The organism is Nostoc sp. GT001, from assembly GCF_030382115.1.
Lineage (GTDB): Bacteria > Cyanobacteriota > Cyanobacteriia > Cyanobacteriales > Nostocaceae > Nostoc.
Genome location: NZ_JAUDRJ010000003.1, coordinates 2,751,211 through 2,767,366, shown reverse-complemented (window position 1 = coordinate 2,767,366; position 16,156 = coordinate 2,751,211). Strand labels below are relative to the sequence as shown.

The 16,156-nt window shown below is 40.8% G+C and carries 15 protein-coding genes; 13 read left to right on the top strand and 2 right to left on the bottom strand.

Annotation, left to right across the window (positions count from 1 at the left end):
• Positions 1-14: 14 nt before the first annotated feature.
• A complete protein-coding gene (locus QUD05_RS14645) occupies positions 15-380 on the bottom strand; it encodes a VOC family protein (RefSeq protein WP_289796692.1) in 366 nt (121 codons plus the stop codon).
• Positions 381-693: 313 nt separating this feature from the next.
• Between QUD05_RS14645 and psbA the strand changes: the two genes are divergently transcribed.
• From psbA to QUD05_RS14625, 4 genes are all read left to right on the top strand, one after another.
• Positions 694-1,776, top strand: coding sequence for a photosystem II q(b) protein (gene psbA / locus QUD05_RS14640; RefSeq protein ID WP_289796474.1), 1,083 nt, complete (start codon positions 694-696; stop codon positions 1,774-1,776).
• A gap of 157 nt (positions 1,777-1,933) precedes the next feature.
• Positions 1,934-3,022 carry a chorismate synthase gene (aroC, locus tag QUD05_RS14635; protein ID WP_289796691.1) on the top strand — a complete coding sequence of 363 codons (1,089 nt, stop codon included), beginning with the start codon at positions 1,934-1,936 and terminating at the stop codon, positions 3,020-3,022.
• Between the two features lie 128 nt (positions 3,023-3,150).
• Entirely contained in the window at positions 3,151-4,944 is a 1,794-nt protein-coding gene (locus QUD05_RS14630; RefSeq protein WP_289796690.1) for a hypothetical protein, read from the top strand.
• Between the two features lie 27 nt (positions 4,945-4,971).
• Positions 4,972-5,877 carry an RpnC/YadD family protein gene (locus QUD05_RS14625; RefSeq protein WP_289796689.1) on the top strand — a complete coding sequence of 302 codons (906 nt, stop codon included), beginning with the start codon at positions 4,972-4,974 and terminating at the stop codon, positions 5,875-5,877.
• Between the two features lie 266 nt (positions 5,878-6,143).
• Here QUD05_RS14625 and QUD05_RS14620 read toward each other — a convergent pair whose 3' ends face one another.
• Entirely contained in the window at positions 6,144-6,293 is a 150-nt protein-coding gene (locus QUD05_RS14620) for a hypothetical protein (protein WP_289800146.1), read from the bottom strand.
• On the opposite strand from QUD05_RS14620, the gene QUD05_RS14615 reads away from it, so the two are divergent.
• From QUD05_RS14615 to hflX, 9 genes are all read left to right on the top strand, one after another.
• Positions 6,220-6,417, top strand: coding sequence for a SemiSWEET transporter (locus QUD05_RS14615; protein ID WP_289799972.1), 198 nt, complete (start codon positions 6,220-6,222; stop codon positions 6,415-6,417). The genes QUD05_RS14620 and QUD05_RS14615 overlap by 74 nt on opposite strands.
• A gap of 21 nt (positions 6,418-6,438) precedes the next feature.
• Entirely contained in the window at positions 6,439-8,094 is a 1,656-nt protein-coding gene (locus QUD05_RS14610; RefSeq protein WP_289796688.1) for a B12-binding domain-containing radical SAM protein, read from the top strand.
• A 97-nt stretch (positions 8,095-8,191) separates the two neighbouring features.
• On the top strand, positions 8,192-8,380 hold the full coding sequence (locus QUD05_RS14605) for a CPXCG motif-containing cysteine-rich protein (protein ID WP_012411100.1): 189 nt from the start codon (positions 8,192-8,194) through the stop codon (positions 8,378-8,380).
• 19 nt (positions 8,381-8,399) lie between these two features.
• A complete protein-coding gene (locus tag QUD05_RS14600) occupies positions 8,400-8,843 on the top strand; it encodes an SRPBCC family protein (protein WP_289796687.1) in 444 nt (147 codons plus the stop codon).
• Positions 8,844-9,300: 457 nt separating this feature from the next.
• Positions 9,301-10,062: a beta-carotene ketolase CrtW gene (gene crtW, locus QUD05_RS14595; RefSeq protein WP_289796686.1), complete on the top strand. Its 762-nt coding sequence runs from the start codon at positions 9,301-9,303 to the stop codon at positions 10,060-10,062.
• Positions 10,063-10,175: 113 nt separating this feature from the next.
• Entirely contained in the window at positions 10,176-11,147 is a 972-nt protein-coding gene (gene cofG, locus QUD05_RS14590; RefSeq protein WP_289796685.1) for a 7,8-didemethyl-8-hydroxy-5-deazariboflavin synthase subunit CofG, read from the top strand.
• A 92-nt stretch (positions 11,148-11,239) separates the two neighbouring features.
• Entirely contained in the window at positions 11,240-11,701 is a 462-nt protein-coding gene (locus QUD05_RS14585) for a hypothetical protein (RefSeq protein ID WP_289796684.1), read from the top strand.
• Positions 11,702-11,711: 10 nt separating this feature from the next.
• Positions 11,712-13,931: a Z1 domain-containing protein gene (locus QUD05_RS14580; RefSeq protein ID WP_289796683.1), complete on the top strand. Its 2,220-nt coding sequence runs from the start codon at positions 11,712-11,714 to the stop codon at positions 13,929-13,931.
• A gap of 243 nt (positions 13,932-14,174) precedes the next feature.
• On the top strand, positions 14,175-15,944 hold the full coding sequence (gene hflX / locus QUD05_RS14575; RefSeq protein ID WP_289799971.1) for a GTPase HflX: 1,770 nt from the start codon (positions 14,175-14,177) through the stop codon (positions 15,942-15,944).
• Positions 15,945-16,156 lie beyond the last annotated feature (212 nt).

Sequence of the window (16,156 nt, the reverse complement as noted above, 5' to 3'; positions counted from 1 at the left end):
CTGATATCAAAAATCTATGCACGGGTTAACAATTCTAAGTTGTGGCCATCGGAATCATAGAAATAGAAGCCACGACCTTCCTTTCTGTGGTTAATTTGTCCTTTATTCTGATGCATGGGGTCGCTACTGTATTCAATATCTGCCTCTTTGATGCGTGCAAAAATTGCATCAAATTCTTCATCACTGACATGGAATGCATAATGATGTGGCTCGAACGCTTCAGCGTCGGCGAAGTCGAGCGTTAATGCATCATTTATATGCACAGCAGCGAAGTGACCAACGGGAAGCTCGACCTCTAAACCGAAAATTTTTGCAAAGAACCTTGCTGATGCTTCTTTGTCATGTGCGGGCACTATGGTGTGATTTAAAGTAATTGTCATGTCACACCTTCCCTCCTAATTTTGGTAGTAATCTATATCAACTCTCGATTTCAGAGTCGATAACAACAATGTTCTTTTCTATTTTATCTTTTGGGCGCTAACACCGGAGTAAATATATCTAAATCCTGTGTTCAATGTATTTGGAACGACCGCAAACACTAAATATCAAGCTTAAATAAGCAAACCTGATACGAGTTATCAGGTTTACTGTAGTAATAGAACTTGATTAAAAAATGTAAAGCAGTGTAAAGTAGTTTCACAGGCAAAGACCTTACCGCCTGATTCATAAATAACTAACCGCAATCATAAAGCAATGACAACAACCTTACAACAGCGCTCAAGCGCTAACGTATGGGATCGATTCTGTGAATGGATCACCAGCACCAACAACCGGATCTACATCGGTTGGTTCGGCGTAGTAATGATTCCAACCTTGCTAGCCGCAACAGCTTGCTTCGTAATCGCCTTCATCGCCGCTCCTCCCGTTGACATCGATGGAATCCGCGAACCAGTAGCAGGTTCCTTGATATACGGAAACAACATAATTTCCGGTGCAGTAGTACCTTCCTCCAACGCTATCGGTTTACACTTCTACCCAATTTGGGAAGCAGCATCCTTAGATGAGTGGTTGTACAACGGTGGTCCTTACCAATTGGTAATCTTCCACTTCCTGATAGGCGTATTCTGCTACATGGGACGTGAATGGGAACTATCCTACCGGTTAGGAATGCGTCCTTGGATTGCGATTGCATATTCAGCACCAGTAGCAGCAGCAAGTGCAGTATTCTTGGTATACCCAATCGGACAAGGTTCATTCTCTGATGGTATGCCTTTAGGTATCTCAGGAACCTTCAACTTCATGATCGTGTTCCAAGCAGAACACAACATCTTGATGCACCCCTTCCACCAACTAGGTGTAGCAGGTGTATTCGGCGGAAGTTTGTTCTCAGCAATGCACGGTTCACTCGTAACTTCCTCCTTAGTTCGTGAAACCACCGAAACCGAGTCACAAAACTACGGTTACAAATTCGGTCAAGAAGAAGAAACCTACAACATCGTTGCAGCCCACGGCTACTTCGGTCGGTTAATCTTCCAATACGCTTCCTTCAACAACAGCCGTTCACTGCACTTCTTCCTCGCAGCATGGCCTGTAATCGGCATCTGGTTCACCGCCTTGGGTGTAAGCACAATGGCGTTCAACTTGAACGGTTTCAACTTCAACCAATCAATCATTGACTCTGAAGGTCGTGTGATTGCAACTTGGGCGGATGTAATCAACCGGGCTAACCTGGGTATGGAAGTAATGCACGAGCGCAATGCTCACAACTTCCCTCTCGATTTGGCTGCTGGCGATTCTGCTCCTGTTGCTCTTACTGCTCCTGCTATCAACGGTTAATTCTGAAGTTTCGCTAAATTGAGAAAGCGCCCTCTCTAAACAGAGGGCGCTTTCTTATTTGTACTCATACAGTCCAAGTACCAAAACAAGTACAAGAATTAACTTTTGCACAAACTCTAGGTAAAATACATAAGCCTCATCCTTTTTCTTTAAGATCATGGGCAACACTTTTGGTCATCTATTTCGCATCACTACTTTTGGTGAATCTCACGGCGGCGGTGTGGGGGTTGTGATTGATGGTTGTCCTCCACAACTAGAAATTTCGGCAGAAGAAATTCAAGTAGAATTAGATAGAAGGCGTCCGGGACAAAGTAAAATCACCACCCCTCGCAAAGAAGCGGATACCTGCGAGATTTTATCAGGTGTATTTGAAGGTAAAACTTTGGGAACGCCTATATCAATTTTGGTACGGAACAAAGATACTCGTCCCCAAGATTATGACGAGATGGCCGAGAAGTATCGCCCTTCTCATGCGGATGCAACTTATGATGCAAAATATGGCATTCGCAATTGGCAAGGTGGGGGTAGGTCGTCAGCGCGTGAGACAATTGGCAGAGTAGCAGCTAGTGCGATCGCTAAAAAAATTCTCCGTCAAGTTGCCAATGTTGAAGTTATCGGTTACGTCAAGCGCATCAAGGACTTGGAAGGTGTAGTTGATCCAAATACCGTCACCTTAGAACAAGTGGAAAGCAACATCGTCCGCTGTCCTGATGCTGAATGTTGCGATCGCATGATTGAATTAATTGAGCAAGTTGGTAGACAAGGTGATTCTATCGGCGGTGTCGTAGAATGTGTGGCGCGTAATGTTCCGAAAGGTTTGGGCGAACCAGTCTTCGATAAATTGGAAGCTGATATTGCTAAGGGTGTGATGTCTCTTCCTGCTAGCAAAGGCTTTGAAATCGGTTCCGGTTTTGGCGGAACGCTGTTAACCGGAATTGAGCATAACGACGAATATTATATTGATGAAAATGGGGAAATTCGCACTGTAACTAACCGTTCTGGTGGTATTCAGGGGGGAATTTCTAACGGGGAAAATATCATTTTACGAGTTGCATTTAAGCCGACGGCGACAATTAGAAAAGAGCAAAAAACAGTAACTCGTGAAGGTGAAGAAACCCTATTAGCAGCAAAAGGAAGACACGATCCTTGTGTGTTACCGCGTGCAGTTCCAATGGTTGAGGCGATGGTGGCGCTGGTGTTGTGTGACCATTTGTTACGACATCATGGACAGTGTAAGGTGTTATAGGAATTCTACTTTGACTTTCAGAAAATATTTATGCTTCGGGGGTGAGTGTCTGACTCGCCCTTTTTTACTGGGATTGCTATAGTAGCGGATAACACATTTAACTACGTGCGATCGCATCTGTAAGCAATATGGCTAAAGAGTCTCCAAATCGCTTAAAACACTTTGCTGCTTTAAAGTCCAGGTATCAAGCAACTCAATATCAAGATTCATCACCCACTAGTCTGTTGTATCTCATACTGCGTAAAGTTGATTTAGGTATTGAACTCAGTGACTTAGAATTTAATTGGTTGAAAGAGTATGAGCTTGTAGAAACTTTAAAAGCTATCAAGCAAGAGCAGCAACATAGATTCCAAGAAGTCGGGAATCTAGAATTTGAATTCTCCAAATTACAATCTAAGTACAAAGCTACAAAACATGACGTTTCTTGGCAATCCAGTCATCTGTATTTCATACTTATGAAACTTGAGTCAGGAAATTTCCTCACTGATTCAGAAGTGAAATGGCTAAGAGCAAACGGTTTACATGAGACTAATCAAATTGCTCAAGAGGTCAACCGATTTACTCAACTTAAATACAAGTACAAAGCTACTCAATATCAAGACTCATATCCTGATAGTAAACTGTATCAAATACTGAAAAAATTAGAGTTAGCAGAACATTTAAATAATTCTGAATATAATTGGCTGCTCAATAACCAACTTTTGGAAACAGCAGAAATTTTTAAGCAACAAGAGTCAGTAAAAGAAACTCGCTTTGCTCAGTTAAGAGAGAAATACGAAGCGAATCTACACTCTGATTTATCATTATCCAGTCCACTATATCCAATACTGCAAAACATTGACGCAAAAAATAATTTAAGTGAGTTAGAAATTAACTGGCTCGAACAGCAAGGACTTAGCCAAACAATTGCAATTGCTCAAGACTTGGAACAAACACGAGAATTTGCTGCATTGAAAGCTAAGTATAAAGCAACTGAGTATCAGGATTCATCCCCTAAGAGTCACTTGTATAAAATTCTCAAAAGGCTTGAGTTGTCCAATCAGTTAGGTGAACAGGATATTAACTTTCTCAAAAAATGCAAGCTGACTGAGATTATAGAAATTGCAAATGAAAAATACGCCTCTACCCTAAAATCTAAGATCGATTTAGGAGAACTACTTAATGAATCAGAAATTGATTGGCTACAAAATAATAGACGTGAAGATATTATTATTCTCGCTCAACAAAAGCACTTCACTATTCTCAAGAGAAAATATAGATTGATATGTCTTTCACTTGCGCTAGAGCCATTTTACCCGATCATGGTCAAATTAGAGAAAAAAGAACGGCTAGATCCTAAGTTAGTTTTGCAGCTTATGGAAGAGGAACTATTATCTCCTGGCGGCAAAATTGCTCTTGCGTATTACAGGCTAGAAGCAGAGTTTTATGAGCAGGAATTTCACCGCACTGGAAATAAATGGGATATTCCCACCGCTAGTAGTTATTGGCGCAAAGCAGATGAACCGGAACAGGCATTAAAACTTACTAACTTAGACTTAAACCAAATCAGAGAAAGCAATCTAAAGTCAGCAATTTCAGTTACTAGAGGTGCATCATTCAGAGATATGTATAACTTAGCTGATGCAGAAAATTGTGCAAAAAAAGCTATGGAGTATCAGCCAGAAAGTTATCAACCTTGCACATTGATGGCAGCTATTGCTCATGATAGAAGTGACTATACAAAAAGAGATTATTGGTATGAGCAAGCAATAAAACGCGGTGCTAAGCCTGAAGATATAGATGATGAGAGAAAACGAGTAGTCAGGAGTACAAAAGATGAAAATAAACGACATGAAGCAGCAGAATATTTACTGAAAAAAGATTCACAACGATATGCTTGGGCTAAGTCTTATCTCAAAAAATGGTCAGACAATGGTAAATAAACTGGTTTGCATCACCAAATTACCAACATGACCAGATTCATCCATGACCAATTTGCCAAAGACTACCTCGAACAATTACTCACTCCTTACTGCGAAGTCCAAGCACCTAGACGAGTCGCAGGAGAAGTTAGACAGATTGATGTTTATTTCATTCCCAAACCACAACCAAGAGACATACCAGGAACACTCGGATTATTAGGTCAACTTGTCACTACACCTTCTCTATTTGAACTATTTCGTAACGCAGCCTCAGCTACAGAAATTTGCGATTGTCTCTTAAAATTATTAGAGGTGCGTGGCGATTTACAACGACAAGCAAATCTGAATAAAACTCGTATTCTAGAATCTGACTTACCCAAATTATGGATTCTTACCCCCACAGCATCCGCACAACTCTTATCAGGATTTGGTGCTAACCCAAAAGATGACTACCTGCCTGGAATATACTTCATGCCAGAATATTTGCGTACCGCGATAGTAACAATTCATCAGTTGCCATCTATCTCAGAAACCTTATGGCTGAGAATCATTGGTAGGGGAAACGTTCAAAAGCAAGCAATTGACGAACTAGAAGCACTTACTCCTGATAATCCATTCCGAAAAGCAGCGTTAGAATTGCTGTACAACTTGCAACAAAACTTACAAGTCACTCAAAATCAAGACGAGGAAGATAGGGAATTACTTATGCGATTAGCACCACTTTACCAACAAGACCGAGAACAGGCGATACAAGAAGGAGAAGAACGGGGACTCCAAACAGGAATTCAGCAGGGAGAACGTTTAGTAGTGGAAAACTTGCTCAAAGTTCGCTTTGGTGAAATAGATAATGAGCTTCGAGCAACTATTGAACCTTTATTATCGTTACCGCCAGAAGAGTTTACGCCTTTACTGTTGCAGTTGTCTCGTGAAGAATTAATTTATCGGTTTTGCTAGTGTTTATCACATATACTTTAATGAGTTTTATTTTGTCATGCTAATTGCATTTATAATCGGTTTTTTTTGGTGGTTAATATACATAAATTACAATTTTTACCGATTATTCTTGCTAATAACGTGATACATTTTTAGATTCCCGACTGATTAAATAAGTCGGGAATATTGTTGTTAATCTGTTGTAGCGATCGCTCAACAGTGTAAAATCTCTTGTATAGCGTTGCATTAAACAGAAAATGTCGATCGCTGATATATAATATGGCAACTTAATATAAATAATTAAACATGGATTTTTTGACAGTTCTAGGATTAGCTGCCGCCACAATAACCACAATTTCTTTTTTGCCACAGATGCTTAAAACTTGGCAAACCAAATCAGCAAAAGATGTGTCTTTAGTTACGCTGATGACATTCATAAGTGGTGTTTTTTTGTGGCTAATCTATGGAATTTATTTACAATCCTTGCCGATTATTCTTGCTAACGCCGTAACATTGATTTTTAACTTAATTATTCTATGGCTTAAAATTAAATATAGATAAACTTGCCTCTAACAAACACCTGTGACATCATCTGTATTTAACTCTGAACGCCTCCTTTTTACACCCACCACCCCAGACACGAACGCTATCCCCATAATATTCGCCTTTCCCAACGAGTACAGCGTAGGTATCACTAGCCTTGGTTATCAGGTGGTGTGGGCAACTTTTGCAATGCGTGATGATGTACAGGTGAGTCGCCTGTTTACCGATACTCACGAACAACTCCCTAGAACGCCGGAAATTGTAGGATTTTCGATTTCGTGGGAATTGGATTATGTGAATATTTTAAATTTGCTGGAATCTTTAGAAATTCCTATTCGGGCAACCTCTCGTGATGATTATCATCCGATAATTTTTGGTGGTGGCCCAGTTCTCACGGCTAACCCCGAACCTTTTGCAGATTTTTTCGATGTCGTTTTACTAGGGGATGGTGAAACTCTGTTAGGGAATTTTGTTGAGGCTTACAAAGAAGTCAGAAATGCCTCAAGACAAACTCAACTAAAAAGACTTGCACAAATACCAGGAATTTATGTACCCAGTTTGTATGAGGTGGAATATCACACAAAAGATGGTGAAGTAAAGTCTATTAAACCAATTTCTTCTGAAATTCCCGCAGTGGTGCAAAAGCAAACTTACCGGGGAAATACTCTATCGGCATCGACTGTAGTCACCGAAAAAGCCGCATGGGAAAATATTTACATGGTGGAAGTGGTGAGAAGTTGTCCAGAAATGTGCCGCTTTTGTTTGGCGAGTTATCTCACACTGCCTTTTAGAACAGCCAGTCTGGAAGATTCATTAATTCCAGCGATCGCAAAAGGTTTAGAAGTCACAAATCGGCTAGGATTATTAGGGGCTTCAGTTACTCAGCATCCAGAATTTGAGACTTTGCTAGATTATATTAGTCAGCCAAAGTATGATGATGTCCGTCTCAGTATTGCTTCAGTTAGAACTAATACTGTAACAGTCCAGTTAGCAGAAACTTTGACTAAACGAGACACGCGATCGCTTACCATTGCTGTAGAGAGTGGTTCCGAAAAAATCCGGCAAATCGTCAACAAAAAGCTGCATAACGACGAAATTATCCAAGCAGCCATAAATGCCAAAGCTGGCGGATTAAAAAGCTTGAAACTCTATGGAATGGCCGGAATTCCTGGTGAGGAAACAGAAGATTTAGAACAAACTGTGGCGATGATGCGTAATATCAAAAAAGCTGCGCCGGGATTGCGCTTAACATACGGTTGCAGCACCTTTGTACCCAAAGCACATACGCCGTTTCAATGGTTTGGGGTAAATCGCCAAGCCGAAAAGCGGTTGCAGTTTTTGCAAAAACAGCTAAAACCACAGGGAATAGAGTTTCGCCCAGAAAGCTATAATTGGTCGATTATACAGGCTTTATTGTCGAGAGGCGATCGCAGACTCTCTCAACTTCTCGAACTTACTCGTGACTTTGGCGATTCCTTGGGTAGCTATAAACGTGCTTTCAAGCAACTCAAAGGACAAATCCCCGACTTAGATTTCTACGTCCACGCCGAATGGTCAACAGAACAAGTATTACCCTGGAGCCACTTGCAAGGACCTCTGCCACAGTCTACACTACTAAAGCATTTGGCTGATGCTAAGAGTTATATCAATCCATCCCCAAAAGAATTACAGCCAGTTCTGGGGACTAGGAACTAGGGACTGGGGACTAGGAATTAAAAGTTAATACTCAACACCCAGTACCCAGTACCCAATACCCAGTCCCCAATACCATNNNATTCATACTGAAAACTTGATGCAAAACACAGCTGAGTATTATTGCGCCTATTGCGGCGAACCGAACTTAACTTTTATTGATTTGAGTGCTGGAGGACAGCAATCTTACGTTGAAGATTGTCAAGTTTGTTGTAACCCAAATATTTTGTATGTGCGGGTTGATGAAGACACCCTAGATATCGAGATTGATACTGAATCCGAAAGTTGAATTTTAGGTTTTTCTTTCCATGCTGCACTTTAAACATTCCTCAGTAATTAACGCGCCACTAGAAGTAGTTTGGAAATTTCACGAAAGGCCAGATATTTTGCAACTGTTGAATCCCCCTTGGCAGCCAGTCCAAATACTCCGCCGTGAGGGAGGGCTGAACGTAGGGGCAATCACAGAATTTCGCCTATTTCTGGGGCCATTACCTTTAACTTGGTTAGCGCGTCATACTGAATGTGAAAAATATCGCCTGTTTACTGATGAACAGATATCTGGCCCCTTTGAATCTTGGGTACATCGACATGAATTTAAACCGGAAAACGGCAAAACCAGATTAAATGACGCTATTTCCTTCTCTATGCCTGGTGGAGGAGCAGTTGAATTTGTCAGTGGTTGGCTAGTGCAAGCGCAATTAGAAGCGATGTTTCGCTACCGCCACTATGTAACTAAACAAGAATGCGAGTAATTATTAGCTAATCGTTATTCATTTTTCCAAGATGATTCTTTTGTAGTAAAAATACTAGTACCGCACGGCGGAAATAAACATACCCTTCGGGTTCAGCAGTTCCTCATGTGGGAAACCCCAAGACCGGACTGCCTCACCATTTCAAATGACGCAAGAGCTTGGAATACAATTATGCGTGACTTTTGACTTCCGCCTTGCGCTACTAGTTATTAAAACTACCTAGCTAGCAGTATTATAACTTACACAAATCAACCTCTAAACCAAAAACAGTTGTTGGTATGGAGGTTGTATGTGTAATAATAGTTAAAGTATCTTAATATTTCTAAATATTCTAAAGTGTTGGCACTATTCGATGCAAAACACTTACCACTAATAGAGTTTTCTAGCTGGTGGTTAGTGATTTTTGTGGTGACTATATTTTAGGAATTTTCACCTGAATACTAGGCGGAGTAAAAGCGTGATTCCATTAGAACAACCACCCAGTTATCAAACAAAACTGACTCCAGCAGTGAAAAGTAAATCTCAGTTTCAAGGAATTTTCATTGCTATTGTCATTGTTAGTACATGGATCATGAGCTTGAGTTTATTACTTGCCATTGACATCTCAAAATTACAATTTTGGATGCTATTGCCTAGCATAGCTTGGCAAACATTTTTATATACGGGATTATTTATTACATCTCATGATGCTATGCATGGGGTAGTGTTTCCCCAAAACAGTAAAATCAATCATCTTGTTGGGACATTAACCCTATCTCTGTATGGTCTTTTACCATATAAAAAATTATTGAAAAAGCATTGGTTACACCACCAAAATCCAGCAACTAAAATAGACCCAGATTTTCATAATGGTGAACATAAAAACTTCTTTGCTTGGTATTTCCATTTTATGAAAGGTTACTGGAGTTGGGGACAAATTATTGCTCTAACTCTTATATATCAATTTGCTAATCGTATCCTTCATATACCCCATGCTAATCTAATAACTTTTTGGGTGCTTCCTTCGCTTCTAAGTTCATTCCAATTATTTTATTTTGGTACTTTCCTTCCACATAGCGAACCAATAACAGGTTATATTCAGCCTCACTATGCCCAAACGATTAGCCGTCCAATTTGGTGGTCATTTATCACGTGCTATCATTTTGGCTATCATGAAGAACATCACGAGTATCCTCATGTTCCTTGGTGGCAGTTACCAGAAATTTACAAAGCAAAATAATTCTTGTTTATTTAATAAATAAGTAGGCATGAGTAATTAAAAGTTTCTAATCAGCATTTCTAACCCTTAAAATCAGCCTGGATCTGCTTACTAAAAGCAAATTTATTCTGCTTATGCCAATTAATAATCCTCGTCTTGTCACTTATAGCCCTGCTTATACAATCGTTCCCACTTACGAGTGCTTTAATCGGTGTAGTTACTGCAACTTTCGCAGCGAACCGGGTAAAAGTCCCTGGATGAGTCTTTCAGATGCAGACAGTATTTTAAAATCACTTCAAAGCGAAAAAGTCTGTGAAATTCTCATACTTAGTGGTGAAGTACATCCTCATTCACCAAAGCGTCAGGCGTGGTTTGAGCGGATTTATGATTTGTGTGAATTAGCGCTTTCAATGGGATTTTTACCTCACACAAATGCGGGGCCACTGAGTTTTGAAGAAATGCAAAAGCTCAAGCGTGTGAATATTTCGATGGGGCTGATGTTGGAACAGTTAACGCCAATATTGTTAAATAGCGTACATCGGCACGCACCGAGTAAATTACCAGAAGTTCGTTTACAGCAATTGCAATGGGCGGGAGAGTTACAGATTCCCTTTACAACTGGCTTACTGTTGGGAATTGGGGAAACAGTTGATGATTGGTGGGAAACACTAACAGCTATATCTCAACTGCATCAACGTTATCACCATATTCAAGAAGTTATCTTGCAACCTCATAGTCCAGGATATCAGCAAACCTTTGATGCACCACCTTTTGACCCTCATCAGTTACCAGAAGTAATTGCTAAAGCGCGTGAGATTTTACCGCCAGATATTACTATTCAAATTCCGCCGAATTTAGTTAAAGATGACCGATGGTTACTCGCTTGTATCGAAGCTGGTGCGAGAGATTTGGGTGGAATAGGGCCAAAAGATGAAGTAAATCCCGATTATCCTCATATACAAGAACAGGCATTAAGAGAAATTTTACAGCCTGCGGGGTGGGAATTAGTGCCCCGTTTGCCAGTTTATCCGCAGTTTGACAGCTGGTTGTCAGGGGAATTACAAATAGCAGTGAAGCGATCGCGGAATGCTACGTTATTGGTTTAACAGATTTAGTGCGATCGCTAACCAAGAGCGATTACCTTAGTACTGATTAACCAGAACGTATACATCTCCCTTGACTTTGCCCAGATTTGACAATGATCAATGATCAGGAATTCCTTCATGGCGCTGCATTTTTGCGGCTAATTGATCATGGAGAGCGCCTCACAATAACTCATGCATCTTCGACACATTCATCCATTTATCTAGTTGAAACTGAGATTAGTAAATCGGCCATTCTGTTTAAGGTTTCTAAAAAACCCAAATCTGCATGGTCTTTTACCTTCAGTAGTCAAGAAGAATTAGCCTTAGATACTCTGCATAGTAAATACCAGGGTATTTCAGTCTTTTTGGCATTTATCTGCCATAAAGACGGTATCTGTTGCATCTCTCAAGAAAGGCTTTGGAGTATATTGGACAAAAATGCTGATATTGCTGGCCAACACATATCTGTGTCTCGAAAGATACATGGTAGCTATCATATAAGTGGCCCAGGTAGACAACAGATGGATCAGACAGTACCTCAAAATGACTGGCCTCGTGTACTTTTTTCCAATTAGGGCAACACCGATGACTAAGATAGATATTGCAACGGATGGATATTGTATTAATAAAGTTATTGACAAAGTTAAAAGCAAAATTGGGGATAAAGCAGCAGAGCAATTAAAACAAACAGCTGTTGAGGTAGTCCAGAATTGCGTTCATTTTTACTCCACAACTTTTGGTTTTGGTGATGTTGGTGCTACTGGTACAGGTATTGTTAGTCAACCTCACAAGGGAAAAATAGCTAATGCTACTACCGGACTAATTTATGGCAAAGTCCAAAGCGGTAAAACTAATACTACCATTGCTACACTGGCACTTGCTCAGGCTAACCATTTCCGTTGTTTCATTGTCTTGACTTCTGATAATACTTGTCTAGGCGAACAAACTGCCGATCGTTTTGCCGAGCAGCTTAAAGGTGGGCCTCGTATTTGTAATTGGAAAGAATGGAGAAATGATCCAGAAGACTTTGCAACTAATCAATTACTTGATTATATGAAAGATACTGGTGTTGTCCTAGTATCTACAAAAAATAAAAGTCATCTAGACAATTTGTTGAAAGTTCTTAAGTACGCTAAAGCCAGTAGTGTACCTACTCTAATATTTGATGATGAAGCCGATAATGCTAGCCCAAATACTAACGAAGCAAAACAGGCTAAAAAAGGTAAAGAAATAGTTCCAGATAGTGCAATTTTTGAAAAAATTGGCAATATTCGTAAAGAGGTAGCTAATCATATATATTTGCAGATTACCGCAACTCCTCAAAGTCTTCTATTACAAAATATTAATCATCCCTGTAAACCAGTTTTTTGTGCTGCTCTTCCTCAACCTGGTGATAGTTATATTGGAGGAAATTTATTTTTTTCAGACAACAGTAAATATTGCTGTACACAAGTCGAACTAGAAGAGCTAGACCAGTTAAAAAAACAGGGAGGAAAGATAAACCCTGGGAATAATTGGGATATACCTCCTGGATTGAGGCTATCTCTATGCTGTTTTTTCTTAGGTTCAATATATAAAATAGAATCTGCAAAAAATTCAGAAGCTAAATACTCTTTTCTGGCTCATCTTGACCACAAACGCATCACTCATAGCACCTTAGAAAAGGTTATTCGCGGCTTTGTTGTGGAGCTTGATAAGGCTCTTCGAGGAAAACTATCGGCTACAAAGCGTGAAGAAGCAATGAAATGGCTAAATCAAGCCTATACAGAGTTAAGTGAAACCGCAAAAAATCTACCATCACTAGATGATTTAGTTATAGAGTTAGAGCATGAGCTACGGAATGCTATCCCAAAAGTCATTGATGCGAGTAATCCAGATAAAGAACTAAAGTATAGCTCAGGAATGAACATTCTTATAGGGGGTAACAGACTTGGGCGAGGTGTCACTATTGAAGGATTAATGATTACTTATTACGGACGTGATGCCAAGCAAAAAACTATGGATACAGTACATCAGCACGCACGAATGTTTGGTTATCGTCAAGAACTACTTGATGTAACTCGCCTTTTTTTACCTCAGCATATTTTAGAAGATTTTCGAGCGATTCATGACGCTGATGAGGGTATGCGTCAAGCTATAGGTGATGATCCTAACAATATTAACATTCAGCCGGTTTGGGTAGGGTCAAAACTGAAACCAACTCGTTCTAATGTATTAAATCCGGCAGAAATTAATGCTTTTACACCAGGGAAAGCTATTTTCCCACCTGATCCACTATGGAAAGCTTCGGAAATTAAGGAGCATACAGAGGATTTAACCAAGCTTTTAGAGCCGTATAGCGATGAAGATATGCTATATGAAGTAGATATTGACTTTTTACTACAGATTCTATCGTATATGCCAAGTCGCCCTGCTGGTAATTATCCCTGGGAGGATAAACGAGTTCAAGAGGTACTCAAGGCAATGAAGAATATGGCAGGTATTCAGCAGGGACGACTCAATGTTCGTCGGGGAAAAGAAACAAAAGGAAAGGGATTTAGATTAACAAATAGACCGGCAAAAGATGGGTCACGAACATGGACAGGAACTTCTGGTTTTACTAGTCCTGAATGGGTAAATAAGGCAAAACAAGAATATCCTAATGTTCCTACACTTATTGTAATTTTAGAACAAGGTAGAAAAGAAGATTACTGGGATAACCAACCGCTTTATCTTCCAACGTTGATTCTACCTAAAAACAAATTTGTCTTCATGTTCAATTATTCAGAGGCTGCTGAAGAATTAGAAGATGATATAGACTTGTAGGATTAAAAAATAAGTGCATGATGTAGCGATCGCACAATTAAGATAATTTTCTCATAAGCGATCGCTATTACAATCTCACTTGTAATAGCAACTTAAGCCATTACCACCAAAATAGCTTTAAATCAAGACTGTGGGCGACAAATTCCCAACGCATCCCTCAGAAGATATAGATGGCAGCCTAAACCCTGTTGTAAAATAGACATAAGAAGGATTTGGGGGGCCATTTACTGGTCATAAACGCCTATAGAAACTATTTTTGGAAATCTCCAAGGTCTGAAGTCCAGCCAGCTGAAGCAACTACAGCGGCTGTATCACCAGCGCATACCAGGCGATCGCATCACCACGCCTGAGTTTTCCCAGCGTTTGGCAGCAATTAGCACAGAAGTCAATCAGCCTGTGTGCGCCTACATCAACCGTCGCGGACAAGTGATTCGCGTCGGGGTAGGCACACCGCGCCAAACGCAAATACCACCGATGGAATTGCCCCGTTACGGTGCAGAACGACTCAGTGGTATTCGTTGTATTGCCACACATCTCAAGCCAGAACCGCCCAATGAAGCGGCACTCACGGCAATGGCACTGCAACGCCTAGATGCCCTAGTTGTCCTAAATATTACCGGAACGGGATTTACACGGCGGGGAGGCGGTGCAACTGGGTATGTGAAAGAGGCTTATCTAGCTCATCTGACACCCCAAGAGTCTCGCACCCTGATTCCTAGTCCTGCTGCTGTCAAAGTAGAGGAAAGCCAATTCGGCTTCGCTCACTCTAAACAAATCCAATCCCCAAGTTGGAATATATCGCCACCTCTGAGCTTGGATGATCTGGCAGACCAGGATTTAGTAGACTTGGTAGAAAATCTGGAAGCAGAATTCCAGCGGGAATTTATCGCCCAGGAAGTAGATGCTGACCACGATCGCGTGCTGATTGTGGGGCTGATGACCAGTGAGATGACTCCCCTACAATTCCAAGATACCCTATTAGAATTGGCACGGTTAGTTGACACTGCTGGGGGAGATGTATTACAGACAATACAACAAAAGCGATCGCGTGTTCATCCCCAGACCGTAGTTGGCGAAGGTAAGGTGCAAGAAATTGCCCTAACTGCCCAAACACTAGGAGTCAACCTTGTTGTCTTCGACCGCGACCTCTCACCCTCTCAAGTCCGCAACTTAGAAATGCAAATTGGTATCCGGGTGGTTGACCGCACCGAAGTAATTTTAGATATCTTTGCCCAACGCGCTCAATCTCGTGCTGGTAAATTGCAAGTAGAACTAGCACAGTTAGAATACATGCAACCGCGACTGGCTGGTAGAGGTCGCACCATGTCCCGATTGGGTGGTGGTATTGGGACTCGTGGCCCTGGTGAAACTAAACTGGAAACTGAACGCCGTGCCATTGGGCAACGAATTTCTCGACTACAAAAAGAAGTAACTCAGTTGCAAGCCCATCGTTCGCGGTTACGGCAGCGACGGCAGCATCGGGAAGTTCCTTCAGTGGCTTTGGTTGGATATACCAACGCTGGCAAGTCCACTTTGCTGAATGCTCTTACTAATGCAGAAGTTTATACAGCCGACCAGTTATTTGCCACTCTCGATCCTACCACCCGCCGCCTGGTAATTCCTTATGGCGAAACCAATGAACATCAGGAAATTCTGATTACAGATACAGTAGGGTTTATACACGAACTGCCTGCATCGTTAATGGATGCCTTCCGCGCCACCCTGGAGGAAGTCACAGAAGCCGATGCCCTACTACATTTGGTAGATTTGTCTCACCCAGCTTGGTTGCGTCATATTCGCTCAGTCAGAGAAATTTTGGCACAAATGCCAATAACTCCTGGCCCGGCGCTAGTGATTTTTAACAAGATCGATCAAGCCAATAGTGAGACACTAGCCCTAGCTAGAGAAGAATTTCCCCTCGCGGTATTTATTTCTGCGAGTCAGCGCTTGGGATTGGAAACCCTACGTCAGCGCCTTGCCAAGCTGATTGAATACGCTGTTGATTCTCAGTAAATACTGAAATAAATTTTTAATTTCTAGTTGAAAATGCCGTAGTTAATAGTAACTATGGCATTTTTTATTGAAATAATAGATATTCCTACTTTACTAAAGCTTTATCGGGTTATGTGGAATTTGCTGAATGACAATATTATAAAAGACGTGCTAGAACAATTGATTAATGGTATTTTTCTGTTTATAACTGATACAGTAATTGAATTTATTCA